The organism is Bacteroides sp. 44_46, from assembly GCF_001915465.1.
GTDB lineage: Bacteria > Bacteroidota > Bacteroidia > Bacteroidales > Bacteroidaceae > Bacteroides > Bacteroides clarus.
Genome location: NZ_MNQO01000019.1, coordinates 246,666 through 269,798, shown reverse-complemented (window position 1 = coordinate 269,798; position 23,133 = coordinate 246,666). Strand labels below are relative to the sequence as shown.

Below are 23,133 nucleotides of genomic sequence, written 5' to 3'. Positions count from 1 at the left end.
TAAAAAAAGAGTATTATGAAGAAATATGATATAAAAACCACGGATGCGGAAACGCTGAAGAAGTGGTATTACTTAATGGCTTTGGGGCGTGCGCTTGACGAGAAAGCGCCTGCCTATCTGTTGCAGTCCTTAGGCTGGTCTTACCATGCTCCGTATGCGGGGCATGACGGCATACAGCTGGCAATGGGACAGGTATTCACCAAAGGAGAGGATTTCCTCTTTCCTTATTACAGGGATATGCTGACAGTGCTTTCGGCAGGAATGACTCCCGAAGAACTGATACTGAACGGCATCTCGAAGGCTACCGATCCGGGAAGCGGCGGACGGCACATGTCCAATCACTTCGCCAAACCGGAGTGGCATATCGAGAATATATCTTCGGCGACAGGTACGCACGACCTGCACGCCGCAGGCGTGGCGCGGGCCATGGTGTATTACGGGCATAAAGGAGTGGTTATCACTTCGCATGGCGAGTCGGCCTCGTCCGAGGGGTTTGTGTATGAGGCTGTCAACGGTGCGAGTCTGGAGCGTCTGCCGGTTATCTTCGTCTGGCAGGATAACGGATATGGCATCTCCGTACCGAAGAAAGACCAGACGGCGGCGCGTAAGGTTGCCGATAACTTTTCCGGTTTCAAGAACTTGAAAATCATTCATTGCAACGGCAAGGATGTCTTTGACTCGATGAATGCGATGACCGAGGCGCGGGAATACGCGTTGCTTAACCGCAATCCGGTGATTGTGCATGCCAATTGTGTGCGTATCGGTTCGCATTCCAATTCGGACAAGCATACGTTGTATCGTGATGAAGGAGAGCTGACTTACGTAAAGGCCGCCGATCCTTTGATGAAGTTCCGCAGGATGTTGCTGCGCTACAAACGCCTTACCGAGGAAGATTTGGTTGCGATTGAGGAAAAGGCGAAGAAAGATTTGTCCGCAGCCAACCGTAAGGCGCTGGCTGCTCCCGACCCGGATCCGAAGACCATATTCGACTATGTACTGCCCGAGCCTTATAAGCCTGAAAAATACAGGGACGGTGTGCACTCCGAGACGGAAGGCGGGAAAGAGTTCCTGGTGAATGCTATCAATGAGACCCTGAAAGCGGAATTCCGGCATAATCCCGATACTTTTATTTGGGGACAAGACGTTGCCAATAAGGATAAGGGCGGTGTCTTTAATGTTACGAAAGGTATGCAGCAGGAGTTTGGAGAGGCGCGCGTGTTCAGTGCGCCCATTGCCGAGGACTATATTGTGGGTACGGCAAACGGCATGAGCCGTTTTGACCCGAAGATACGTGTCGTAATAGAAGGTGCGGAGTTTGCCGATTACTTCTGGCCTGCGGTTGAGCAGTATGTGGAATGTACGCACGAGTACTGGCGCAGCAACGGGAAGTTTGTTCCCAATGTAACGTTACGTCTGGCTTCGGGCGGCTATATCGGCGGAGGGCTTTATCATTCGCAGAATCTCGAAGGGGCTTTGGCTACCTTGCCCGGAGCGCGCATTGTATACCCGTCCTTTGCGGATGACGCTGCCGGACTGCTTCGTACGAGTATGCTCTCGCGCGGATTTACGCTGTTTCTCGAACCGAAAGCTTTGTATAACTCGGTGGAAGCGGCGACGGTCGTACCCGAAGATTTTGAAGTTCCGTTCGGTAAGGCGCGTATCCGCAGGGAGGGTTCCGACTTGAGCATCATTACTTATGGCAATACGACGCACCTCTGTCTGAATGTGGCCGAGCGTCTGGAAAAAGAAGGCGGCTGGAACGTGGAAGTCATCGATATACGTTCTTTGATTCCGCTGGACAGGGAGACGATTTATGAGTCGGTGAAGAAGACCGGCAAGGCATTGGTGGTGCACGAGGATAAGGTGTTCGGCGGTTTTGGCGGCGAGATTGCCGCCGGTATCGGTTCGGATATGTTCCGCTATCTGGACGCTCCGGTACAGCGGGTAGGTTCCACCTTTACACCCGTAGGTTTTCATCCGGTATTGGAACGTGCTATCCTGCCGGACGCGGACAGAATTTATGATGCGGCCAAAAAGCTGCTGGAATTTTAATGAAAGATGAACGGATTATGAAAAAGATAGGATTGTTTTATGCTGCGAATGCAGTGAAGACCTCACAGATAGCGAAGAAGATACGTGAGGCATTGGGTACGGAGTATGTGGATATTATTCCGGCCGAACAGGCTTGGGGCAATGATTTCGAGGCCTATGACAATTTGATTGTCGGAGTATCCACCTGGTTTGACGGAGAGCTGCCCACCTATTGGGATGAGCTGATTCCTGAACTGGAGACATTGGACTTGAAAGGAAAGCGCGTTGCTCTTTTCGGCCTGGGCGACCAGGTGAATTATCCCGATAATTTTGTTGACGGCCTGGGTATTCTGGGTGATGCTTTTGAAAAGGCGGGAGCTGCTTTAGTGGGATTTACTCCCGCTAAAGAGTATTCATTCAACCGGTCGAAGGCTTTACGAGGTAATGAATGGTGCGGACTGGTTATTGATATCGAGAACCAGTCCGGAAGAACCGATAAGCGTATCAAAGCCTGGTGTGACCGGCTGAAAACGGAATTATTGTAGCAAGAGCCGGCCTACGGCTTCCGCGCACCGTTCCCCGTCAATCCCGGCTGATACGATACCGCCTGCATATCCGGCTCCCTCTCCGCAGGGAAACAACCCTTTCAGGCGGACGTGTTGCAGCGTATCTTTGTCTCTGACAATACGCACCGGAGCCGATGTACGGGTTTCGACCCCGATCATGGTGGCTTCGTTGGTAAGGAAACCGTGGCTGTACTTTCCGAATTGCTGGAAACCTTTGCTCAGCCGGTCTGCGATGAACGGCGGCATCCAGAAGTGCAGAGGCGATGATACCAGTCCGGGAGCATACGAACTTTCCGGCAGGTCGTAGCTGAGCTTTTTCTTTGTAAAGTCTGCCATGCGTTGTGCCGGTGCTGTTTGCTTCATGTTGCCCTGCTGCCAGCAAAGACGTTCCAAAGCTTCTTGAAAGTACATCATGTTGAGTTGGGAATTGAAATCCGAAAGTCGAGCGTCGGCCGCACTGCTTTGTTGCGCAGCCCATTCTTCATTCATCATTCTTAATTCATCATTCCCCAAGTCTTCCGGGCGCAGTTCCACTACCATTCCCGAGTTGCTCCATCGGGAACCCCGGTTGCTGGGGCTCATGCCGTTGACTACTATTTGCCGGGGACCGCTGGCTGCCGGAACGACAAAGCCTCCGGGGCACATGCAGAAGCTGTACACGCCTCTTCCGTCCACCTGGGAGACAAAGCTGTACTCGGCGGCGGGCAGGTATTTGCCGCGTCCGTTGCGGTTGTGGTATTGTATCCGGTCTATCAGGGAAGCGGGATGTTCCAGGCGTACTCCTACGGCGATGCCTTTGGCCTCTATTTCCACCCGGTTGGCTGCAAGCCAGCGGTATACATCCCGTGCAGAGTGTCCGGTGGCGAGTATTACAGGACCGAGGAGCGTTTGCCCGGTATTGGTTTCGATGCCTTTCACTTCATCGTTTTCAATGATAAGGGCGTCCATGCGTGTCTCAAAATGCACTTCACCGCCACAATTGATGATTGTATTCCGCATATTTTCTATGACCCGCGGCAGTTTGTCGGTTCCGATATGGGGATGGGCGTCTACGAGTATGGAAGACGAAGCGCCATGCTGGCAGAATACGTTCAGTATTTTATCTACGTTTCCCCGCTTTTTACTGCGGGTATAGAGCTTGCCGTCCGAATAGGCTCCCGCGCCGCCTTCTCCGAAACTGTAATTGGATTCCGGGTTGACGGTCTGCTCCCTTCCTATCAGGGCAAGGTCTTTTTTGCGGTCGCGCACATTCTTTCCGCGTTCCACTATGACGGGGCGCAAACCAAGCTCTATCAGACGCAAGGCGGCGAACAGCCCGCCGGGGCCGGCTCCTACAACAATGACTTGCGGCCTGTCCGACACATTATGATAGACGGTTTCCTGATACTCCTTCTCTTTCGGCATCTCATTGAGATAGGTGCGCACGGTCAGGTTTACGAAGATGGTCCGTTGGCGTGCATCGATGCTGCGTTTCAGAATTCGTGTGGCCGTAATGTCGCGCGCGTTCAGCCCTTTCTCTTGTATGAGGTATTTTTTTATGCGTTGTTCGTTGGCTGCGATTTCAGGCAACACGCGTAATTGGTATTCTTGTATCATTGGGTTTCTTTCTGTATACTATATAATAATGTGTATTAATCCGTATGCCCTGCGGCAAAATCACCCTGGGACGGATTTAGCCGAACAGTGCCCGGAACGCTTCTTCCACCTTTCTCACCGGTATCAGCTCTATCTTTAATTTGGAGGTATTCAGTCCCTGCAAATTGTATTTTGGTAATATAAACCGTTTGAAGCCGAGCTTTTCCGCTTCGCCGATGCGTTGCTCAATCCGGTTTACGGGGCGGATTTCACCGGACAGCCCTATTTCTCCCGCCATACAGATTTCGGGTTCGATGGCGGTATCCATGTTGCTGGACAGAATGGCGCTGATAACGGCCAGGTCGATAGCGGGGTCGTTTACTTTCAGCCCGCCGGCGATATTGAGAAAAACGTCTTTCTGGACGAGTTTGAAGCCGACGCGCTTCTCCAGTACGGCGAGTAACATATTCATTCTCCGTATGTCGAAACCGGTGGCGGAGCGTTGCGGGTTTCCGTATACGGCGCTGCTGACCAATGCCTGCGTCTCTATCAGGAACGGTCGTACGCCTTCTATGGCTGAGGCGATGGTTATGCCGCTCATCCCTTCATGGTCTTGGCTGAGAAGCAGCTCCGAAGGATTGCTTACCTGTCGCAGACCGTCCTGCCTCATTTCATAGATGCCCAGTTCGGCGGTGCTTCCGAAGCGGTTTTTGATGCTGCGCAAGATGCGGTACATATAATGCTGGTCGCCTTCAAATTGAAGTACGGTGTCTACGATATGTTCCAGTACTTTAGGTCCGGCAATGCTTCCTTCTTTGTTGATATGCCCGATGAGGATAACCGCCGTATGCGTCTCTTTGGCAAAGCGCAGGATAGAGGCGGAGCACTCCCTGACTTGGGCTATGCTGCCCGGAGAGGATTCGAGCGTTTCCGTGGAAATGGTCTGTATGGAGTCTATTATGACTAAATCGGGATGTGTGTTCCTGATATGTACATAAATCTGTTCCAACGAGGTTTCACAGACAATCAGGCAGTCACAGGACGTACTTGACAGGCGGTCGGCACGCAGTTTTAACTGCCGGGCGCTTTCTTCCCCGGATATGTAAAGGATGCGTTTCTCCGGTATGCGGAGTATGGTTTGCAGTACCAGGGTGGACTTGCCGATACCCGGTTCACCGCCTATCAGTACGAGCGAGCCCTGCACCAGCCCGCCGCCCAGCACACGGTTCAGCTCCGCGTCATGCAGGTCGATGCGGGGTTCGTCATCGGCGGCAATCTCGTTTAATGTTACGGGTTTTGCTTTGGCTGTTTCTATGCCCGATACCGGACGCTTGTTTACTGCTTCCTTGCGTACAATCTCTTCTACATAGGTGTTCCACTCTCCGCACGACGGGCATTTACCTACCCATTTGGGCGATTCCTGTCCGCAGTTGCTACATACATATACCGTCTTCTCTTTTGCCATAAAAAGAACTTCCTTTAGAATAATTGCCCAAAGGTACGATTTTTCGTTTCAGAGCCGGCGGTGTGTCACAGAGTTTTTTTATATTTGTTCTCAGAAATATAAAACGGAAACCATGATAGAAGATATTCTTAAATACAATAAGCAGTTTGTAGAGAACAAGGGATATGAGAAGTATATCACCAACAAATATCCCGATAAGAAAATCGCCATCTTATCTTGTATGGATACCCGTCTGACGGAATTGCTTCCGGCGGCTTTGGGTATCAAGAACGGTGATGTCAAGATGATAAAGAATGCGGGCGGAATCATTTCGCATCCTTTCGGCAGTGTCATACGCAGTCTTATGGTGGCTATCTATGAATTGGGGGTGAAAGAGGTGATGGTCATTGCGCATTCCGATTGTGGTGCATGCCATATGAGCAGCGCCCAAATGATAGAACACATGAAAGCGCGCGGTATCAAGCAGGAGACGATAGATATGATACGTTTCTGCGGGGTGGATTTCGACTCGTGGCTTTACGGTTTCGGCGATACGGAGAAATCCGTCCGGGAGACAGTGAAAGCTATTCTGGAACACCCGCTGATTCCGGAAGACGTGCATGTTTCCGGGTTTATCATAGACTCGATTACCGGAGCCTTGAGTCCTGTGGTGGAATAAATGGTTATGATTATCCGTATGGATGTATACCTTTAACCGGATATTGGCGGGAGCCGTCTTTCTTCTTTCACTGTATCTGCCGCCCTCTTCCCTATGATGAGATAGTATTAAAAGCCTTATAATATAGCATTAAAAGGCTTTTAATACCATATTATAAGGCTTTTAATCATAACTCACCGGTACTCTCATCCCGGCTTGCTTATACAGGCATCCCTGTTATATCGTAATCTCACCTGCAATGGGGCGGTTCATCAGTTCGCGTACCTCTGCGGGAGAGTAGTTGTGTCCTAACAAAAACATCAGTTTGGTCACGGCGGATTCCGTGGTGCTGTCATATCCGCATACTACGCCTGCCTGCATCAGCCGGTAACCTGTTTCATAACGTTCCATTTCCACCGTACCGGCATTGCACTGGGTAACGTTTACGATGACAACGCCCTGTTCGCAAGCGTCATGAAGGCGGCGAAGGAACCATTCCTTCCGGGGAGCGTTCCCTGAACCGTATGTTTCCAGGACCACGGCTTTCAGGCCTTTTATGGCAAGAATGGCATCTACCACGCTCTCCTGAATGCCGGGGAAGAGTTTCAGTATGGCAATATCGGTGTCAAGCAGATAATGCGGCCGCAGTTGTCCGTGTGTATTTTCCGTATGTATCTGTACATTGTTATATTTAATATGTATGCCGGCGGAAGCAAGTACCGGATAATTGTATGAGCGGAAAGCGTTGAAGTTTTCCGCATTTATTTTGGTAGTGCGGTTGCCGCGCATCAGGTGGTTCTCAAAAAAGATACATACTTCCGGTACGATAGGCCGTCCGCCGGAATGACGGGCGGTGGCTATTTCAATACTCGTCAGCAGGTTTTCCTTACCGTCGGTACGAAGCACGCCGATGGGAAGCTGTGAGCCGGTAAGAATGACGGGCTTGTTAAGACCTTCGAGCATAAAACTGAGGGCGGATGCCGTGTAGGCCATAGTGTCCGTGCCGTGAAGAATGACGAAGCCTGTATATCGATTGTAGTTGTCGCTGATGATGCGTACGAGTTTGCGCCAGGCATCCGGGTCCATATCCGAAGAATCCATAGGCGGATCGAACTGATAGGTATCGATGCGGAACGTAAAATTCTGAAGTTCGGGCACATGCTTCTGTAAATGTTCGAAGTTGAAGTTCTCCAAAGCTCCGGTTTCCGCATTCTCTATCATGCCGATAGTGCCACCGGTGTAAATTAACAAAACGGAAGTGTTATCTGGGGACATACGCTCGATTCTTACATGGTTACTATGCAAAGATAGTAATATATCTCTAAAATAATAGCAAAGTGTTATAAAACTGCGTTCGTATTTTTGCCTTTCCGCTGTGAAAAGTGTGAATCTGTTGGCCGTGATATATACATATTTCTGTCCTTTATGAGGTGAAATTGTATTTTTATCGCAAAAAAGTCATAAAACGTGATAGTTTGAATATTTTTATTGTTACTTTTGCAACACTTATCATAAACGATAGCAGTAAGAGACAATGAACAAGTACTATCAACATACAGTCACATCCATGTGTACCATGACCCTTAGGGGTTGGGGATAGTATTTTGTGTTTCTACGTGTTACACCGATTTTCAGCAGTTTTTCTTATTTAGTTAAAGTCTATACGGGCTATGGCAGCTTGTTTTTGACACATTGTATCAACCGTTTCAATCCGATAAAAAGAAATGAAAGTAATAAAATTCGGCGGAACATCCGTAGGTTCCGCGAACAGTATTTTAAGCGTTAAGAGAATTGTAGAGGCTATAAACGAACCCTTAATAGTGGTAGTATCCGCATTGGGCGGTATTACGGACAAACTGATTAATACTTCGAAAATGGCGGCGGCCGGTGACTCCTCTTATGAAAACGAGTTTCGTGAGATTGTCTATCGTCATGTGGAAATGATAAAGGAAGTAATTCCGGCAGGCGAAGCGCAAGTATCACTGCAACGCCAGGTGGGAGAGTTGCTTAACGAATTGAAGGACATCTTCCAGGGAATTTATCTGATAAAAGACCTTTCGCAAAAGACATCCGATACGATTGTGAGTTACGGCGAACGCCTTTCATCTATTATTGCGGCGCAACTGACGGGCGCTGAATGGTTTGATTCGCGCCGGTTCATCAAAACGGAGAAGAAACATTCCAAGCATGTATTGGATACGGAACTTACCACCTCTTTGGTACGTGAGACGTTCAAGGATATGCCTAAACGCGTATTGGTTCCGGGATTTATCTCTACGGACAAGATTACGGGCGAGGTGACTAACCTCGGTCGCGGCGGTTCCGACTATACGGCTGCCATTATAGCCGCGGCATTGGATGCCGATGCGCTGGAAATCTGGACGGATGTGGATGGTTTCATGACCGCCGACCCGCGTGTGATTTCCACTGCCTACACTATTAATGAGCTGAGCTATGTAGAGGCTACGGAGCTTTGTAACTTCGGGGCTAAAGTGGTGTATCCGCCTACCATTTATCCGGTTTGCCATAAGAACATACCTATTATAATAAAGAATACTTTCAATCCCGAAGGAGCGGGAACCGTTATCAAGCAAGAGGTTTCCAATCCGCAGAGCAAAGCCATTAAAGGTATTTCGTCCATTAACGATACGAGCCTGATAACGGTACAGGGGCTCGGTATGGTGGGCGTGATTGGTGTGAACTACCGTATCTTCAAGGCTTTGGCAAAGAATGGTATCAGCGTGTTCCTCGTATCACAGGCATCTTCGGAGAACTCTACTTCCATCGGTGTGCGTAATGCAGATGCCGACCTGGCTTGCGAAGTGCTGAACGAGGAGTTTGCCAAAGAGATTGAGATGGGAGAGATTTCGCCCATACAGGCGGAAAAGGATTTGGCTACGGTGGCTATCGTTGGCGAGAACATGAAGCATACACCGGGTATTGCCGGTAAGTTGTTCGGTACGCTGGGACGTAACGGTATCAATGTGATAGCCTGTGCACAGGGCGCTTCGGAAACGAATATTTCGTTTGTGGTGGACAGCAAGTCTCTGCGCAAGTCCCTGAATGTTATCCATGATTCTTTCTTCCTGTCGGAATATCAGGTGTTGAACCTCTTTATATGCGGTGTTGGCACGGTAGGCGGCAGTTTGATAGAACAGATTCACAGCCAGCGTCAGAAGTTGATGCAGGAGAACGGTTTGCAACTGAATGTGGTAGGCATTGCCGATGCGTCCAAAGCCATGTTCGGTCGTGAGGGCTTTGACTTGGGACGTTTCCGTGAAGAGTTGGCGGAGAAAGGCAAGGAGAGTTCTTTGGATACGCTCCGTGACGAGATTATCGGCATGAACATCTTTAACTCCGTATTCGTGGATTGTACGGCGAGCGCGGGAGTGGCTTCCCTGTATAAAGACCTTCTGATGCACAACGTATCGGTAGTTGCCGCCAATAAGATTGCCGCTTCTTCGGAATACGAAAACTATCGTGAGTTGAAGCAGATAGCCCGCCAGCGCGGTGTGAAATATTTGTTTGAGACAAACGTCGGTGCAGGTCTGCCCATCATCAATACCATTAACGACCTTATCCATAGCGGCGACAAGATACTGAAGATTGAAGCCGTGCTGAGCGGTACACTGAATTATATCTTCAACAAGATAAGCGCGGATATTCCTTTCAGCAAGACCATTAAGATGGCTCAGGAGGAACGTTATTCCGAACCAGACCCGCGTATCGACCTTAGCGGCAAGGATGTAATCCGCAAACTGGTGATTCTGGCGCGTGAAGCCGGTTATCGCATCGAACAAAGCGATGTGGAAAAGAACCTCTTTGTACCTGATGACTTCTTTGAAGGTTCTTTGGATGATTTCTGGAAGAAAGTGCCGAGCCTTGACGCCGACTTTGAAGCACGCCGCAAGGTATTGGAAGCGGAAAACAAGCACTGGCGTTTCGTTGCCAAGCTGGAGAACGGCAAGGCATCCGTAGGATTGCAGGAGGTCGGTGTCAACCATCCGTTCTACGGTCTGGAAGGCAGTAACAACATTATCTTGCTGACCACAGAGCGTTATAAGGAATATCCTATGATGATACAGGGTTACGGAGCCGGTGCGGGTGTAACGGCTGCGGGGGTATTTGCGGATATTATGAGTATTGCGAACGTTTAATTAAATGAAGAATGAAGAATTAAGAATGAAGAATTCGGGTTGCGCGGTGGTTCTTAATTTATCATTTTTAATTCATCATTCTTCATTCTTAATTCTTCATTTACAAAGATGAAACACATTATTATATTGGGCGACGGTATGGCCGACTGGCCTGTAAAGTCTTTGGGAGACAAGACTTTGTTGCAGGCTGCCAAAACGCCCTATATGGATAAGCTCGCAGGGATGGGACGTGTAGGCAGGTTGAAGACTGTTGCCGATGGTTTTCATCCGGGTAGCGAGGTGGCCAATATGTCTGTTTTGGGCTATGACTTGCCGAAAGTATACGAGGGACGCGGTCCGTTGGAAGCGGCGAGTATCGGAGTAGACCTGAAGCCGGGTGAAATGGCGATGCGCTGTAATATTATCTGTATTGAAGGGGATGATATAAAGAATCATTCGGCGGGACATATCACGACCGAAGAAGCCGATGTACTGGTGAAGTATCTGCAGGAACATTTGGGCAGTGAGCGTGTGCGCTTCCATACAGGTGTGCAATACCGGCATTTGCTGGTAATAAAAGGCGGAGACAAGCGGATAGACTGTACTCCTCCGCATGATGTTCCCCTGAAACCCTATCGGCCGTTGCTGGTGAAGCCTATGCCCGGTACGGAGGGTATCACTGTTCCCGAAGGACAAGCCGATTTAACCCCGCAGCAAACCGCCGACCTGATTAACGACTTAATCATGCGGTCGCAGGAGCTGCTGAAAGAGCATCCCGTGAACAGGAAACGTGCGGCCGAAGGTAAAGACCCGGCTAACAGTATTTGGCCGTGGAGTCCGGGGTATCGTCCGCAGATGGAGAAACTCTCGGATAAGTTTCCTCAAGTGAAGAAAGGCGCTGTTATCTCTGCCGTAGACTTGATTAACGGTATCGGCTATTATGCCGGACTGCGCCGTCTGACGGTGGAAGGTGCGACCGGACTGTACGATACCAACTACGAGAATAAAGTGGCTGCCGCCCTTGATGCCTTGAAAACGGATGATTTCGTTTATCTGCATATCGAGGCCAGCGATGAGGCCGGGCACGAAGGAGATGTTTCCTTGAAGATGCTGACCATTGAGAACTTGGACAGCCGTGCCGTAGGTCCTATCTATGAAGCAGTGAAAGGTTGGGAAGAGCCTGTCGCAATAGCCGTTTTACCAGACCATCCCACTCCTTGCGAACTGCGTACGCACACCAACGAACCGATACCTTTCTTTATCTGGTATCCGGGCATCGAGCCGGACGAAGTGCAGACTTTCGATGAGGTTGCCGCTTGCAGCGGCAGCTACGGCCTGATGAAAGAAGATGAGTTTATAAACGAATTTATGAAAGAGTTATGAAATATTACAGTACCAACAAACAAGCCCCCGACGTTACCCTCGAAGAAGCCGTAGTGAAAGGGCTTGCCGCAGACAAAGGGCTTTTCATGCCCTTTACCATCAAACCGTTGCCGCAGGAATTTTACGACAGCATCGATACGCTCGGTTTTCAGGAGATAGCTTATCGGGTAGCGGATGCTTTCTTTGGCGAAGATGTTCCGGCAGACACATTGAAGCAGATCGTATATGATACATTGAGTTTCGACGTTCCTTTGGTGAAGGTGACGGAAAACATCTACTCCCTCGAATTGTTCCATGGACCCACACTTGCCTTTAAGGATGTAGGCGGTCGTTTTATGGCGCGTTTGCTGGGCTATTTCATCAGAAAAGAGGGTAAGAAGCAGGTGAATGTACTGGTTGCCACCTCGGGCGATACGGGCAGTGCCGTAGCCAATGGCTTCCTCGGCGTGGAAGGTATCCATGTTTATGTGCTTTATCCGAAAGGCAAGGTCAGTGAAATTCAGGAAAAGCAATTCACTACACTGGGAAAGAATATCACGGCTCTTGAAGTGGACGGTACGTTCGACGACTGTCAGGCATTGGTGAAAGCGGCTTTCATGGACAAGGAACTTAACAGCCGTTTGCAACTGACCAGCGCCAATTCCATTAATGTGGCGCGTTTCCTGCCGCAGGCTTTCTACTATTTCTATGCTTATGCGCAATTGAAGCGGGCGGGAAAGGCCGCTGATGCCGTAATCTGCGTGCCAAGCGGTAACTTCGGTAATATAACGGCAGGTTTGTTCGGCAAACGTATGGGACTGCCGGTGAAGCGTTTCATAGCATCCAATAACCGTAACGACATATTCTATCAATATTTGCAGACGGGTGTTTATACGCCGCGCCCCAGTATCGCCACGATTGCCAATGCCATGGATGTGGGCGACCCGAGCAACTTTGCGCGTGTCCTCGACCTCTATGGCGGTAGTCATGCGGCTATCTCGGCAGAGATAAGCGGCGCTACTTATACGGACGAACAGATTGCCGAAACCATGAAAGATGTTTGGAAGAATGAGCGTTATTTGCTCGATCCTCATGGCGCATGCGGTTTCCGTGCATTGCAAGAGGGCTTGCAACCGGGCGAGACGGGAGTCTTCCTGGAGACGGCTCACCCTGCCAAGTTCAAAGACACGGTGGAGAATATTATCGGTGAAGCGGTGCGGATACCGGAGAAGCTGCAAGCCTTTATGCGTGGCGAAAAGAAAAGCCTGCCCATGTCGAAAGACTTTGCGGACTTCAAGCGTTATTTGATGAGTATCTGATTACTCACTCTTTCTAATAAGATGGTGATACGCCAAAACGAGTATTAGTTCTCATCCCGTCATTCGGAACGAAGTGAAGAATCCCTTCTCCTTGCATACAAGAGAGGGGATTCTTCGCCGCAAGGTTCCTCTAAATGACGGGATGAGAACTAATACTCGTTTTAACACTTTGGCTTTTCTTTGAGAATGGTCTTTATCTTTCCGGCTTTGTGGCTGTTGTTCCAAAGCACCAGTACTTCTATTTTCAGAAGGCTGTGGCGGTAGAATAGCGTATAGTCGGGGTGGGGAGTGATATATCGTATATTATCCGCTTCCGTGGCTTGTCCGATAAAAGGATTTAGAGTAATGTGGTGGAGCGCATTTTGAAAGAGCGAATATATGACCTTTCCCTGCTCTTTATTCCCGTGCTTTTGCAGGGAGGACAGCAACAGATTTCTGAGCTCTTCTTTGGCGAGTGGCGACCAATTTATTTGTTTAACCATGACTCAGCCTCCTTATTGATGGTTATATTTTCTTGTCCTTCTCCGTTCTCCAGTTGCCGGCAGGCGGTTTGAATGTCTTGGCGTAAGCGGGTGGAGAACACGAGTATCTGTTTGGCGGGTTGTGACGTTTGCTTCGGTTCTGTTTCTTTCATTTTTCAGTCTCCTGTTTCCCTTAAAACGTTGTAAAGTTATGAATTGTTTAGGATAAGGCTCCGCTTGTTTCCGAACATTTTCCGGTACCGTACGTTTTCAATACCTCAAACTCAATGTAGATAGTCTCATGAAAGATAAAAAGCTGGAAGCCAATCTCAGTATGGTTGCATCCCGTGTCATGGCGGGTCTGAACATGAACGGATTGAAGTATTTGTTGCCTTTGTGGTTGGGAGCTTTAACGGGTGTCACCATACGGTGCGTGTTTGCGGCGGTGGCTTTTTGGGTGACGGGTTGCTTCATAAAGGAAGCGGCGGTTACAAAAAAGCAACGCCTCATGCTGTTCTGCCTGGGAGCGTTCGGGCTTTACGGATTTATGTTCTGCTATCTGCTGGGCATCAGCAAAACCACTCCGGTGTCGAGTGCCATATTCAATTCGATGCAGCCTATCTGGGTGTTTCTTATTTCGGTATTCTTTCTGCATGAGAAAGCTACGGTGATGAAGATTATCGGTATCGCTTTGGGTTTTGGCGGTGCGATGCTGTGTATCCTGACGCAGGGCAGCGATGATTTGGCACACGATGCGTTCACCGGTAATCTGCTTTGTATGATTAGCTCGTTTGTTTTTGCGATTTACCTGATTGTGAGCAAGAAGTTGTTGGAGAAGGTAGGAGTAGTGACGATGATGAAATACATCTTTGGCGGTGCGGCTGTTTCCGGAATAATCGTTTCATCCGTGATGGGGTGGGATGCGCCGATGTTTACAGATGCCTGGAGAGGCGAGTGGCACTGGACGGCATGGGCGGTACTTGCATTTGTGCTTATTTTCCCTACTTATCTCAGCTATTTTCTGGTTCCTATCGGATTGAAGTACCTGAAGACTACCGTTGTCGCTATTTACAGTTATCTGATATTGGTAGTGACCACGGTTGTCTCCCTTGCTTTGGGACAAGACCGGTTCAGTTGGACGCAGGCCGTCGCCATTGCCATGATTTGTATCAGCGTGTACTTTGTGGAAGTGGCTGAGGGAAATTCAAAAAGACCAAATACTCTCCTTCAGCCTCAATCGTAAATTCTGTCCCGGTACATTCGTTGAGAGTGCCCTGCCACCAGTTGGTGAAGTCGCTGAGAGGATATACCAAACCAAGCCCATGCAGGTTGCGGGCATTGAAGTTGATGATGGATACTTGCTGCCCCGGCCGGCAGGCAAAGGTACGTGTGTCCCGGCAAGGGATAAAGACGCCATGGTCTGTATAGGTACGAACATCGGCTCCTGCACGCATATAGTCCATGAGCAGGCTGATGTTTCCCAAGGTGTGGTCTTCGCGTTTGCCGGTGGCGCCTACGATGGCTATCCGGCGTTTGCCTTGTGATAACAGATAGTTGACGGCTTTCGTCTGGTCGTTCGTATCTTGTTCGGAAATGCGGTGGAGCAGATATCCGTACTTCTTGCGATTCTCCTCGCTGATGGAGTCGCCGTCACCTATAATAAGATTGGGGATATGTCCGTTCCGGATATATTCGTCCGCGCCGCCGTCGCAGCAGATTACGTAGGGAGCGTCCGCCAATATTTGTAAAGGCGGGGCGGCGGCAGGGTATTCTCCGTTGGCTAAAATTACAGCATCCACTTTCATAGTCGATAATTGATAAATCGGAATTTATAAATCATAAATCAGCCTCTTGCTTCATCATCTTTTTCCATTTGAAGTAGCCAAAGATAGCGATTATTGTGTAAAGGCCGTATAGTGCGGCGGTAAAATCAAGTCCCTTATAGATGTACAGACCTGTGCTTACAGCGTCTACGCCTATCCATGCCCACCATTGCTCCACGTATTTGCGCGCCAGCATCCACATGCCGACAATGCTGAGCGCGGTGGTAAAGGAGTCAAGCCACGGAACATTGCTGTCTGTAAAGTTGATAAGTATCCAGGCAATGCCCGTAAGAGTGACGGCAAATACCGCAACGAGCGGTAGCAGATACCGCAGCGGCATGCGGGTGATGGGTAACTCCTGTTGCCGGTTTTCCGCTTCCGAGGCTTTTCTTTTCAGGATGGTACGCCGCAGGAATGCTCCGTACTTCCACATCGTCCAGCCGTATATGGCGGCTCCGAGATAGTAGATGTTGATACCGAAATCCGCGTACAGACCCGCGTTGTAGTACACGAAGATGTAGATGGCGGGCATGATGATGCCCGCTATCCAAAGATAGATGCTTGCCCGATATTCCAGCCAGAGGTAGAGAAGTCCGACAAGTGTTCCGATAATTTCGAGTGTCTGCTCCATAATCAAGTTCAGAAACGCAAAGAGATATGTCCTAATACATTGGTACCGGCCTGCGCCGCATATCCTGCATAATTGTAGCGTACTTTCTGCCCGCCCTCGTAATAGAAACCGCTGCCTGCGTAGCCGTTGTTTTCGTACTCTTCATTGAAGAGGTTGTAGACGGTACAGCCTATGGTTACCGACTTTATTTTGGGTAACGTAAACGTGTATGATAAGTTCAGGTTGCTGACGAAATAGGCATCCAGAATATGGTCTTTACAGTCCAGGTTGCTCATGTATTGCTTGCTGACGTATTGTGATTGCAAAGATGCTTCAAAGCCTTTGTAAGTATAGCCGAAGCGGTTGTTCAGCAGGAAGTCGGGAGAGAAGGCGATGTGAGTGTCGCCCAGATAGGTGCTCCACTTTTCGCCCGCCGGGTCTTCGTTCTCGTAAAGGGTTTCGGTGAAGTTCTCTACGCGGTTACGGCTCAAAGTGGCGTTGATGTCCCATTGGAAGCCGTAAGGCAGCTTTAAGCCTGCCATCAGTTCGATACCCATGCGATAGCTGTCGGGCACATTGGCGGCTACGGCTTCACCGATTTCATTCAGTTCGCCGGTCAGCACCAACTGGTCTTTGTAATCCATGTAGTATAGGTTGGCACCGAATGTCAGCCATGAATCGGCAAAGGTGTAACCCAGCTCGTAGTCGAACAAACGCTCTGCTTTGGGATGCTCGGTGAACTTGCCGTCCGTATAGTTGTTGCGCGTCGGCTCTTTGTGGGCTACGCTGAACGAACCGTATATCCGGTTGTTACGGTTGAGCTGCCACGACAGTCCGGCTTTGGGATTGAAGAAGTCGAACTTCTCGTGAATGGCGAGTTGCTGCAAGCCGTCATTGGTAACGCTGTTCCACTTGTCGTTCTGTCCATACATCTTATAAGAGATGTGGCGGTACTGTAAATCCGCATAGACATTGAGACCGTTGCACAACTCGTAGTCGGCTTTCAGGTAGAGGTTACCGTCATTCTTGGTGGCATTGTTGCGGTAGTAGTCTTTGTCGGGGTCGAGGTTGCCGATGTAGTTCTTCACCCACAACACTTTGCCGAAGTGGTCGCCGTCATAGCGGTTCAGCCCGCCGCCGAGGGATGCGTGAAGGCGGTCACCCTTATAATTAACGGAGAAGATACCGCCGCCGAAGCGGTTGTCCATTGCTTTTTTGCGGATAAGGTCGCTCTCGTTTACGGTTTCACCGTCGTGTTCGTACGGAAGCAGGCCGTATTCCACCAGCTCGCGTCCGTCTTTGTACTCTTGATAGTAGCCGTCTCCTTTGGTGTAGTGCAGACCTGCGTTTACATTCCAGGCGGAAGTGAAGTTGTGGTTGAAAAGCAGCTGATAATTCTTCTGTACGTAATTGTCAGTCTGGTCTTCGTAGAAGTGGTCTATGCCGTTGTCGTCGGTGTACATATACCCGCAGGAGTTGTAGCGGCGGCCGTATTTTTCCATTTCTTCTTTGCTGGCGTAATTCCAGGCATGGTAAGTGCGTTCTTTACCGCCGAACGTTATCAGTTTGACAGAGGTGTTGTCGTTGTAATACCCGCCTTGCAGGTAGTAAGAGTTCAGCCCGACCGATGCGCGGTCGATGTATCCGTCCGAACTGATATTGGACAGGCGGGCGTCGAAAGACCAATGCCCGTTGATAAGTCCTGTACCTGCTTTTACCGTTTCTTTGTGCGTATTGAACGAGCCGTACGAACCGTTCAGCTCGGCATACGGTTTCAGCGAGAAGTCTCCGGTCTGCATGTTGATGCTGGCTCCGAAAGCTCCTGCGCCATTGGTGGAAGTTCCTGCGCCGCGTTGTATCTGCATGTCTTTGACGGACGATGCGAAGTCGGGCAGGTTCACCCAGAATACATTATGGCTTTCGGCATCGTTGATGGGAATGCCGTTGGCGGTGACGTTGATACGGGTTCCGTCTGTGCCGCGAACTCTTAACGTAGTGTAGCCGATACCCGCTCCGGCATCGCTGGTGGTGATGGCGGAAGGTGTCATGCTCAACAGATACGGCAAGTCCTGACCGAAGTTCTGCTTTTTAAGTTGTTCTTTGTTGATGTTGGTAAACGCCACCGGAGTGGTTCCTGTGGCACGTGTGGAGATAATCTCTACCTCCTGCAAGTCTATCACTCGCAGACTGTCTTTTTCCTTTGTCTGTGCACAGACATTCAGCGCTGCCATAAACAGACATGCCGCCATTGCATACTTTCTCATTTGCAATTTAAACTATTAAAGATGAATACAGAAAAGGGGAACTTTTCTTCTTTTCCCTCCGCCGGCACTACCCGGATCAGGTCAATGGGTATGTTCTCAGCCCGTCATATTAGGGCACCCCTTAGTTGAAATCGGGTGCAAAAGTATCTCTTTTGGCCGAAAGGTACAAATAATGTGAACGGAAAATAGATTTATTTGTTAATTTTGCATTCAGTAATTTATAAACTATAAATCATTATGTTATCATCTTTATTAATGGCGGTGTTTGCCGTCCAGGCTTCTGAAGAGGGCTTCAGCAAACTTCAGATTTTTATGCAGCAACTGATAGACTGGGGAGTGGGAGCCGGCGGCCGTATCATAGGAGCGGCTATCATCTTTGTGGTGGGACGTTTCCTTATTTCTTTCATCAAAAAGCTGGTGTCCAAACTTCTTGTGAAGCGGAATATCGATGCAAGTATTCAGAGCTTCGTCAAGAGCCTTGTGAACATACTGCTGACAATTCTGCTGATTATAGCCGTTATCGGTAAGTTGGGGGTCGAGACGACTTCGTTTGCCGCTTTGCTGGCGTCTGCCGGTGTGGCGATAGGTATGGCGCTGTCCGGTAATCTGCAGAATTTTGCCGGCGGACTTATCGTTTTGTTATTCCGTCCGTTCAAGGTGGGCGACTGGATTGAAAGTCAGGGTGTATCCGGTACGGTGCGCGAAATCCAGATATTCCATACCATCCTTACTACGTCCGACAATAAGGTGATTTATATTCCCAACGGCGCTTTAAGCAGTGGAACCGTGACTAATTACAGTCGGGAAGACACCCGTCGCGTGGAATGGATTATCGGTGTGGAGTATGGCGAGAATTACGACAAGGTGGAAAGCACCGTGCGCCGTGTACTTGCGGCAGACAGCCGCGTATTGGATACTCCGGAACCTTTTGTGGCCCTGCATGCTTTGGATGCCAGCAGCGTGAACGTAGTTATCCGTGTTTGGGTGAAGAGCAGTGATTACTGGGGAGTTTATTTTGATATGAACAAGACCATTTATACTGTATTCAACGAGGAAGGAATCGGTTTCCCGTTCCCGCAGTTGACGGTACATCAGGCAAAGGATTGATAAGGAATCCGAATACGGAAGAAATATGATACAAAAAGGAAGCTGCATCAAAAAATGCAGCTTCCTTTTTGTATCGATGTACATACATTGTTTTACATTTCGTATACTCCGAGTTCTTCTTCCACTTCTTCGCAAATATTTTGCTCAAGATGGAGCAAACGGTTTATTTCCCTTCGTTTGTCCAAGTCGGTGAAATAGCTCTCTACTACTGCATACAGATTGAATCCTGTTGTGGACCCTGCGGCCAGCTCCAATGACTCAACCAGCTGCTCTACTGCCCGGTGAATGCGTTTCTTGTCAATGAAATGCAATTCATTACTATGAATCAAGTTTTTTTCCATGATGGTTGCTTCTTTAAGTTAGTATGGTTATAACGTTCCGTCGGGTAAGTTAGTTCATGCGGAATGCGGTACGGGAGAATTTGTTATGTCGCTTTTATTTTTATATTTGCAGGAAAATACAAATTGAAGCGATGGGAACTCTGTTTATTAAAATATTACGCATTTTTGTTGTCTTGGTTGTGTTGTTTTCGGGCGCTATGGGATATGTGATTTCCGAGAAAACGTTGGCAGCCTGGTGGATACCCGTTGGCGTAGCATTGGCGGCGGGCATGCTGACGCTTCCTCTCTACCGGAAATGGATATGGCTGACGACCATGGAGAACAGAATTGTGAATGTGCTCTGCCATTTGGTGTGCGTAGGTTCCGTCTGCTATGTATTGTTCCTTGCCGGCAACTACCTGTCGGCGGATGCCGCTTCCGAGCATGAGGTAACAGTAACCGTACTCGATAAACGTATGGAGCAGCATGAAAAAAGGCGTAGGGTAGGAAAACACCGCTATGTGTCCGATGGCATGCGCTATGAATATTATCTGGAAGTTGCCTTTGATAATGGTAAGGTGGAGACATTGCATGTTTCTCGTGCCGTCTACCGGAAAGCACGGAAAGGGAAGCCGAAAGTGCTGTCTTTAATTCGGGGCGGATTTGGACTTCCGGTCATAAAGAAGGGAATATAGTTACGGACAAAGCTTTGTTAATGGCGGCTGGTTTTGTCCCGTGAGCTGAATAATTTCGTCTTGCGGGACGAAATAAATCCTCCCGCGGGATGAAATAATTTGGCTCGTGAGGCGGATTTATTCGTTCCGTAGGATGGATTTGTTATCGGTATGTGATAAAAAAAGAGGAAGCCATGTGGTAGCTTCCTCTTTGGTGATCCGCTTGGGGCTCGAACCCAAGACCCCAACATTAAAAGTGTTGTGCTCTACCTGCTGAGCTAGCGAATCAATCCTTATTGCTGTTAAGCGGGTGCAAAGATAGGCACTTTTATTGAATATGCAAGGCTTGTGGCGAAAAAAGTTTGCATTATTCTTGCTGTTTGTTTTCTTATGTTTGATTATCAGATGGTTCTGTCTTATGAATATTTTCTCTGTTGATAATGAAACGTTGGTAATAGGAAAGCATTAACGTTGTAAGCGGGAGCGCGATAATCATTCCCAACATCCCCATTAATGAGCCCCATATAGAAAGTGACAATAGAATGATAGCGGGATTTAGTCCGGTAATTTTTCCCATGACGCGCGGTACGATGAATCCGTCTTGAATAGCTTGCACTACAATAAATACCGCCATGGCCGAGGCGATGATTATCCAGAAATTCCCACCCGTGTCGGATGCTTTCAGGATTGCCAGTATGATGGTAGGAACAAAACCTATGATTTGAAGATAAGGCACCATATTCAATGCTCCGATGAACAGCCCGAGACCTATGGCCAGCGGGAAGTCTATGATGAGGAAGCCTATACTGAATAAAATGCCGACGCATAAAGCTACGAATGCTTGCCCGCGGAAGTATCTGTTCATACCTACTTTTACGTCGTTCAGTATGCCCACTACGAAAGAACGGTATTTCAGGGGCACGAGATGTGTCCAGCCTTCAGCGATACTTTCATAGTCCAATAAAATGAAGATGATGTATAGCAGGATGATGAATATAGTGAATACGCTGAATAATAGGTCGATGGAATCCGATAGTAAAGACCATAGACGGGGAACGGCCTCTTTGAGCGCATCCAGCAGGTTCTCTTTATTGAATAGTTCGGTTATGAATTTGACATCGATATTATCCCGTAAGAATTCGGAAAGAGAGGTTGGCACATTGCTGTTGTATGTTCCGTGCGAAAAGTATTGAACCAATAAGGCCTGTACTCTGCCGCACTCCTGTATCATGGGGGGAACTAACAGATAGAAAGCTCCGGCACCTACAATCAGGAGCGCCAATAATGCGCAGAATATGGATACGATCCTGTTCTTTAACTTTAGCCTGTACTGGAAGAATGTGACCAGCGGATATATCAGATAGGCAATAAGCCAGGCGATAAAGAAAGGCAATAGAACGCTGCTTAAACGCTTCAGAAGCATCAATATGCCGATAATGATAACTCCTAAAATGACACCGCGGATAAAACTGTCGAATGTAATCTTTTTACGTTCCATAGACTTCTGTGTTAATTTACTAATCGCTTGCTGCTTGCCGGTCTTCCTTTATCGCTTGTAAATAGCACTCGCGGCACAAAGGCTCGTATTCGGCTGTTTCACCCAGTAGTACTTGCTTGTCGTTTTTCACGGTACGGTGGGAGAATGAGGCGAGTTGGCCGCATTTTACACAAATGGCATGTACTTTGGACACCTCGTCCGCAATGGCGCACAGTCCCGGCATGGGCCCGAAAGGGTTGCCGCGGAAGTCCATGTCCAGTCCGGCTACGATGACACGTATACCGTTGTTGGCAAGCTGGTTGCATACATCGATCAGACCCTCGTCAAAGAATTGCGCTTCATCAATGCCCACTACGTCTATCTCGGACGTGAATAACAGAATACTTGCCGATGAGTCTATCGGAGTGGAAGATATGGTGTGGCTGTCGTGCGATACGACATCTGCTTCCGAGTAGCGCGTGTCTATTGCAGGTTTATATATTTCGACACGTTGTTTGGCGAACTTGGCACGTTTCAAACGGCGTATAAGCTCTTCAGTCTTGCCGGAGAACATAGAGCCGCATATCACTTCGATTCTCCCTCTGCGTTTGGTTTCCTGTATGTGGTCTTCCGAGAATAATACCATGTTTTTAAGTGTTATATTCAGTCGCAAAAGTAATGATTTTGTTTGCTTCCAGGTATTTTTTCATTATTTATTTCTACATTTGTACCATTAATACGGACGGGAGAAGGATATGCAAGCATTATTGAATGATATAGAACTGGATGTTCAGGAATTGAAATGTTTGATGCAGTCGATATCCGCCGATGCAAATCCTGTGTTGAAGATAGTTGCCAAAAGGAATATCCATCAAATGCAGGAACGGCTGGATGCGCTGACCAAATTGCTGGATGCCGCTTTTGTGATAACTCCGGCGGGACAGATCGCTCCTGATACCGTGCAGGACATGACCGAATCGGACGTTGTTTCCGAACCTGTGGCAGAACCCCCGGTTGAAACGGCTCCCGTTTCGGATATCGCAGCTCCCGCTTCGCCGATTTTGGCCGAACGTATTAAACCGGCTAAGGACTTACGCCACGCTATCAGCCTGAATGATTCGTTCCGCTTTACCCGCGAACTGTTTAACGGGGATACGGCGCGTATGAATGAAGTGGTACGCCGGTTGGGTGAGGCTTCTTCTTTGGATGAGGCGATGGCTGTTTTTATATCAACGGTTCGGCCGGACGAGGAGAATGAGGCGACGGCGGATTTTGTGGAACTTCTCAAGAAGTATTTCAGTTAAAA

21 protein-coding genes, 1 tRNA gene and 1 riboswitch are annotated in these 23,133 nt (G+C 48.7%); of the genes, 10 read left to right on the top strand and 12 right to left on the bottom strand.

The window, feature by feature from the left end:
* Nucleotides 1-15 precede the first annotated feature (15 nt).
* Together BHV73_RS12225 and BHV73_RS12220 are read left to right on the top strand one after the other, a co-directional pair.
* Nucleotides 16-2,052, top strand: coding sequence for an alpha-ketoacid dehydrogenase subunit alpha/beta (locus tag BHV73_RS12225; RefSeq protein WP_009122873.1), 2,037 nt, complete (start codon nt 16-18; stop codon nt 2,050-2,052).
* Between the two features lie 17 nt (nt 2,053-2,069).
* On the top strand, nt 2,070-2,576 hold the full coding sequence (locus BHV73_RS12220; protein WP_039951147.1) for a flavodoxin: 507 nt from the start codon (nt 2,070-2,072) through the stop codon (nt 2,574-2,576).
* Here the strand turns inward: BHV73_RS12220 and BHV73_RS12215 are convergent.
* Nucleotides 2,568-4,193 (bottom strand): NAD(P)/FAD-dependent oxidoreductase, encoded by a 1,626-nt coding sequence (locus BHV73_RS12215; protein ID WP_286738430.1) that lies wholly within the window; start codon nt 4,191-4,193, stop codon nt 2,568-2,570. The two genes, BHV73_RS12220 and BHV73_RS12215, sit on opposite strands and share 9 nt — an antisense overlap.
* A gap of 76 nt (nt 4,194-4,269) precedes the next feature.
* Nucleotides 4,270-5,637, bottom strand: a complete 1,368-nt coding sequence (gene radA / locus BHV73_RS12210; RefSeq protein ID WP_286738428.1) for a DNA repair protein RadA — start codon at nt 5,635-5,637, stop codon at nt 4,270-4,272.
* A 112-nt stretch (nt 5,638-5,749) separates the two neighbouring features.
* On the opposite strand from radA, the gene BHV73_RS12205 reads away from it, so the two are divergent.
* Nucleotides 5,750-6,295 (top strand): beta-class carbonic anhydrase, encoded by a 546-nt coding sequence (locus BHV73_RS12205; RefSeq protein WP_022219475.1) that lies wholly within the window; start codon nt 5,750-5,752, stop codon nt 6,293-6,295.
* 216 nt (nt 6,296-6,511) lie between these two features.
* Here BHV73_RS12205 and BHV73_RS12200 read toward each other — a convergent pair whose 3' ends face one another.
* A complete protein-coding gene (locus BHV73_RS12200; RefSeq protein WP_009122878.1) occupies nt 6,512-7,549 on the bottom strand; it encodes an asparaginase in 1,038 nt (345 codons plus the stop codon).
* Nucleotides 7,550-7,998: 449 nt separating this feature from the next.
* Here BHV73_RS12200 and thrA point away from each other — a divergent pair, with 449 nt between their 5' ends.
* From thrA to thrC, 3 genes are all read left to right on the top strand, one after another.
* Nucleotides 7,999-10,431 (top strand): bifunctional aspartate kinase/homoserine dehydrogenase I, encoded by a 2,433-nt coding sequence (thrA, locus tag BHV73_RS12195; protein ID WP_087413388.1) that lies wholly within the window; start codon nt 7,999-8,001, stop codon nt 10,429-10,431.
* 108 nt (nt 10,432-10,539) lie between these two features.
* Nucleotides 10,540-11,793 carry a cofactor-independent phosphoglycerate mutase gene (locus BHV73_RS12190; RefSeq protein ID WP_087413389.1) on the top strand — a complete coding sequence of 418 codons (1,254 nt, stop codon included), beginning with the start codon at nt 10,540-10,542 and terminating at the stop codon, nt 11,791-11,793.
* Nucleotides 11,790-13,091 carry a threonine synthase gene (thrC, locus tag BHV73_RS12185; RefSeq protein ID WP_087413390.1) on the top strand — a complete coding sequence of 434 codons (1,302 nt, stop codon included), beginning with the start codon at nt 11,790-11,792 and terminating at the stop codon, nt 13,089-13,091. Before BHV73_RS12190 ends, thrC begins: the two co-directional genes overlap by 4 nt.
* Nucleotides 13,092-13,252: 161 nt before the next feature.
* Here thrC and BHV73_RS12180 read toward each other — a convergent pair whose 3' ends face one another.
* Nucleotides 13,253-13,573 (bottom strand): type II toxin-antitoxin system RelE/ParE family toxin, encoded by a 321-nt coding sequence (locus BHV73_RS12180; protein ID WP_087413391.1) that lies wholly within the window; start codon nt 13,571-13,573, stop codon nt 13,253-13,255.
* Nucleotides 13,558-13,725 (bottom strand): hypothetical protein, encoded by a 168-nt coding sequence (locus BHV73_RS12175; protein ID WP_164470644.1) that lies wholly within the window; start codon nt 13,723-13,725, stop codon nt 13,558-13,560. The genes BHV73_RS12180 and BHV73_RS12175 overlap by 16 nt, the downstream gene beginning before the upstream one ends.
* 128 nt (nt 13,726-13,853) lie before the next feature.
* Here BHV73_RS12175 and BHV73_RS12170 point away from each other — a divergent pair, with 128 nt between their 5' ends.
* Nucleotides 13,854-14,795 carry a DMT family transporter gene (locus tag BHV73_RS12170; protein ID WP_087413392.1) on the top strand — a complete coding sequence of 314 codons (942 nt, stop codon included), beginning with the start codon at nt 13,854-13,856 and terminating at the stop codon, nt 14,793-14,795.
* Here BHV73_RS12170 and BHV73_RS12165 read toward each other — a convergent pair.
* From BHV73_RS12165 to BHV73_RS12155, 3 genes are read right to left on the bottom strand one after another with little or no spacing between them, the layout of a single operon-like run.
* Complete coding sequence (locus tag BHV73_RS12165) at nt 14,722-15,357, bottom strand: thiamine diphosphokinase (protein ID WP_022219480.1); 636 nt, start codon at nt 15,355-15,357, stop codon at nt 14,722-14,724. The genes BHV73_RS12170 and BHV73_RS12165 overlap by 74 nt on opposite strands.
* A 31-nt stretch (nt 15,358-15,388) precedes the next feature.
* The gene (gene pnuC / locus BHV73_RS12160; RefSeq protein ID WP_087413393.1) at nt 15,389-16,006 is read right to left on the bottom strand and encodes a nicotinamide riboside transporter PnuC; all 618 of its coding nucleotides are present in this window, start codon (nt 16,004-16,006) and stop codon (nt 15,389-15,391) included.
* Nucleotides 16,007-16,014: 8 nt separating this feature from the next.
* Nucleotides 16,015-18,249, bottom strand: coding sequence for a TonB-dependent receptor (locus tag BHV73_RS12155; protein ID WP_087413394.1), 2,235 nt, complete (start codon nt 18,247-18,249; stop codon nt 16,015-16,017).
* Nucleotides 18,250-18,284: 35 nt separating this feature from the next.
* Nucleotides 18,285-18,381: riboswitch (TPP riboswitch) on the bottom strand.
* Nucleotides 18,382-18,504: 123 nt separating this feature from the next.
* On the opposite strand from BHV73_RS12155, the gene BHV73_RS12150 reads away from it, so the two are divergent.
* Nucleotides 18,505-19,356, top strand: a complete 852-nt coding sequence (locus tag BHV73_RS12150) for a mechanosensitive ion channel family protein (protein WP_087413395.1) — start codon at nt 18,505-18,507, stop codon at nt 19,354-19,356.
* 92 nt (nt 19,357-19,448) lie between these two features.
* Here the strand turns inward: BHV73_RS12150 and BHV73_RS12145 are convergent, their stop codons facing one another.
* On the bottom strand, nt 19,449-19,697 hold the full coding sequence (locus BHV73_RS12145) for a hypothetical protein (RefSeq protein ID WP_009122890.1): 249 nt from the start codon (nt 19,695-19,697) through the stop codon (nt 19,449-19,451).
* A 131-nt stretch (nt 19,698-19,828) separates the two neighbouring features.
* Between BHV73_RS12145 and BHV73_RS12140 the strand changes: the two genes are divergently transcribed.
* Nucleotides 19,829-20,371: a hypothetical protein gene (locus tag BHV73_RS12140; protein ID WP_181986734.1), complete on the top strand. Its 543-nt coding sequence runs from the start codon at nt 19,829-19,831 to the stop codon at nt 20,369-20,371.
* A gap of 191 nt (nt 20,372-20,562) precedes the next feature.
* Here BHV73_RS12140 and BHV73_RS12135 read toward each other — a convergent pair.
* The 3 genes from BHV73_RS12135 to BHV73_RS12125 all read right to left on the bottom strand — a co-directional run bounded on the left by BHV73_RS12135 (nt 20,563) and on the right by BHV73_RS12125 (nt 22,473).
* Nucleotides 20,563-20,638: transfer RNA gene (locus BHV73_RS12135), tRNA-Lys, on the bottom strand.
* A gap of 100 nt (nt 20,639-20,738) precedes the next feature.
* The gene (locus BHV73_RS12130; protein WP_022219487.1) at nt 20,739-21,848 is read right to left on the bottom strand and encodes an AI-2E family transporter; all 1,110 of its coding nucleotides are present in this window, start codon (nt 21,846-21,848) and stop codon (nt 20,739-20,741) included.
* A gap of 19 nt (nt 21,849-21,867) precedes the next feature.
* Entirely contained in the window at nt 21,868-22,473 is a 606-nt protein-coding gene (locus tag BHV73_RS12125) for a thymidine kinase (RefSeq protein ID WP_009122893.1), read from the bottom strand.
* Between the two features lie 109 nt (nt 22,474-22,582).
* Here BHV73_RS12125 and BHV73_RS12120 point away from each other — a divergent pair, with 109 nt between their 5' ends.
* Complete coding sequence (locus BHV73_RS12120) at nt 22,583-23,131, top strand: DUF8457 domain-containing protein (RefSeq protein WP_009122894.1); 549 nt, start codon at nt 22,583-22,585, stop codon at nt 23,129-23,131.
* The last annotated feature ends 2 nt before the right edge of the window (nt 23,132-23,133 follow it).

What these genes read in the sequence shown, in the direction of transcription:
- BHV73_RS12225 (WP_009122873.1), top strand. Translation starts at nt 16, where the DNA reads ATGAAGAAATATGATATAAAAACCACGGATGCGGAAACGCTGAAGAAG.
- BHV73_RS12220 (WP_039951147.1), top strand. Translation starts at nt 2,070, where the DNA reads ATGAAAAAGATAGGATTGTTTTATGCTGCGAATGCAGTGAAGACCTCA.
- BHV73_RS12215 (WP_286738430.1), bottom strand. Translation starts at nt 4,193, where the DNA reads ATGATACAAGAATACCAATTACGCGTGTTGCCTGAAATCGCAGCCAAC.
- radA (WP_286738428.1), bottom strand. Translation starts at nt 5,637, where the DNA reads ATGGCAAAAGAGAAGACGGTATATGTATGTAGCAACTGCGGACAGGAA.
- BHV73_RS12205 (WP_022219475.1), top strand. Translation starts at nt 5,750, where the DNA reads ATGATAGAAGATATTCTTAAATACAATAAGCAGTTTGTAGAGAACAAG.
- BHV73_RS12200 (WP_009122878.1), bottom strand. Translation starts at nt 7,549, where the DNA reads ATGTCCCCAGATAACACTTCCGTTTTGTTAATTTACACCGGTGGCACT.
- thrA (WP_087413388.1), top strand. Translation starts at nt 7,999, where the DNA reads ATGAAAGTAATAAAATTCGGCGGAACATCCGTAGGTTCCGCGAACAGT.
- BHV73_RS12190 (WP_087413389.1), top strand. Translation starts at nt 10,540, where the DNA reads ATGAAACACATTATTATATTGGGCGACGGTATGGCCGACTGGCCTGTA.
- thrC (WP_087413390.1), top strand. Translation starts at nt 11,790, where the DNA reads ATGAAATATTACAGTACCAACAAACAAGCCCCCGACGTTACCCTCGAA.
- BHV73_RS12180 (WP_087413391.1), bottom strand. Translation starts at nt 13,573, where the DNA reads ATGGTTAAACAAATAAATTGGTCGCCACTCGCCAAAGAAGAGCTCAGA.
- BHV73_RS12175 (WP_164470644.1), bottom strand. Translation starts at nt 13,725, where the DNA reads ATGAAAGAAACAGAACCGAAGCAAACGTCACAACCCGCCAAACAGATA.
- BHV73_RS12170 (WP_087413392.1), top strand. Translation starts at nt 13,854, where the DNA reads ATGAAAGATAAAAAGCTGGAAGCCAATCTCAGTATGGTTGCATCCCGT.
- BHV73_RS12165 (WP_022219480.1), bottom strand. Translation starts at nt 15,357, where the DNA reads ATGAAAGTGGATGCTGTAATTTTAGCCAACGGAGAATACCCTGCCGCC.
- pnuC (WP_087413393.1), bottom strand. Translation starts at nt 16,006, where the DNA reads ATGGAGCAGACACTCGAAATTATCGGAACACTTGTCGGACTTCTCTAC.
- BHV73_RS12155 (WP_087413394.1), bottom strand. Translation starts at nt 18,249, where the DNA reads ATGAGAAAGTATGCAATGGCGGCATGTCTGTTTATGGCAGCGCTGAAT.
- BHV73_RS12150 (WP_087413395.1), top strand. Translation starts at nt 18,505, where the DNA reads ATGGCGGTGTTTGCCGTCCAGGCTTCTGAAGAGGGCTTCAGCAAACTT.
- BHV73_RS12145 (WP_009122890.1), bottom strand. Translation starts at nt 19,697, where the DNA reads ATGGAAAAAAACTTGATTCATAGTAATGAATTGCATTTCATTGACAAG.
- BHV73_RS12140 (WP_181986734.1), top strand. Translation starts at nt 19,829, where the DNA reads ATGGGAACTCTGTTTATTAAAATATTACGCATTTTTGTTGTCTTGGTT.
- BHV73_RS12130 (WP_022219487.1), bottom strand. Translation starts at nt 21,848, where the DNA reads ATGGAACGTAAAAAGATTACATTCGACAGTTTTATCCGCGGTGTCATT.
- BHV73_RS12125 (WP_009122893.1), bottom strand. Translation starts at nt 22,473, where the DNA reads ATGGTATTATTCTCGGAAGACCACATACAGGAAACCAAACGCAGAGGG.
- BHV73_RS12120 (WP_009122894.1), top strand. Translation starts at nt 22,583, where the DNA reads ATGCAAGCATTATTGAATGATATAGAACTGGATGTTCAGGAATTGAAA.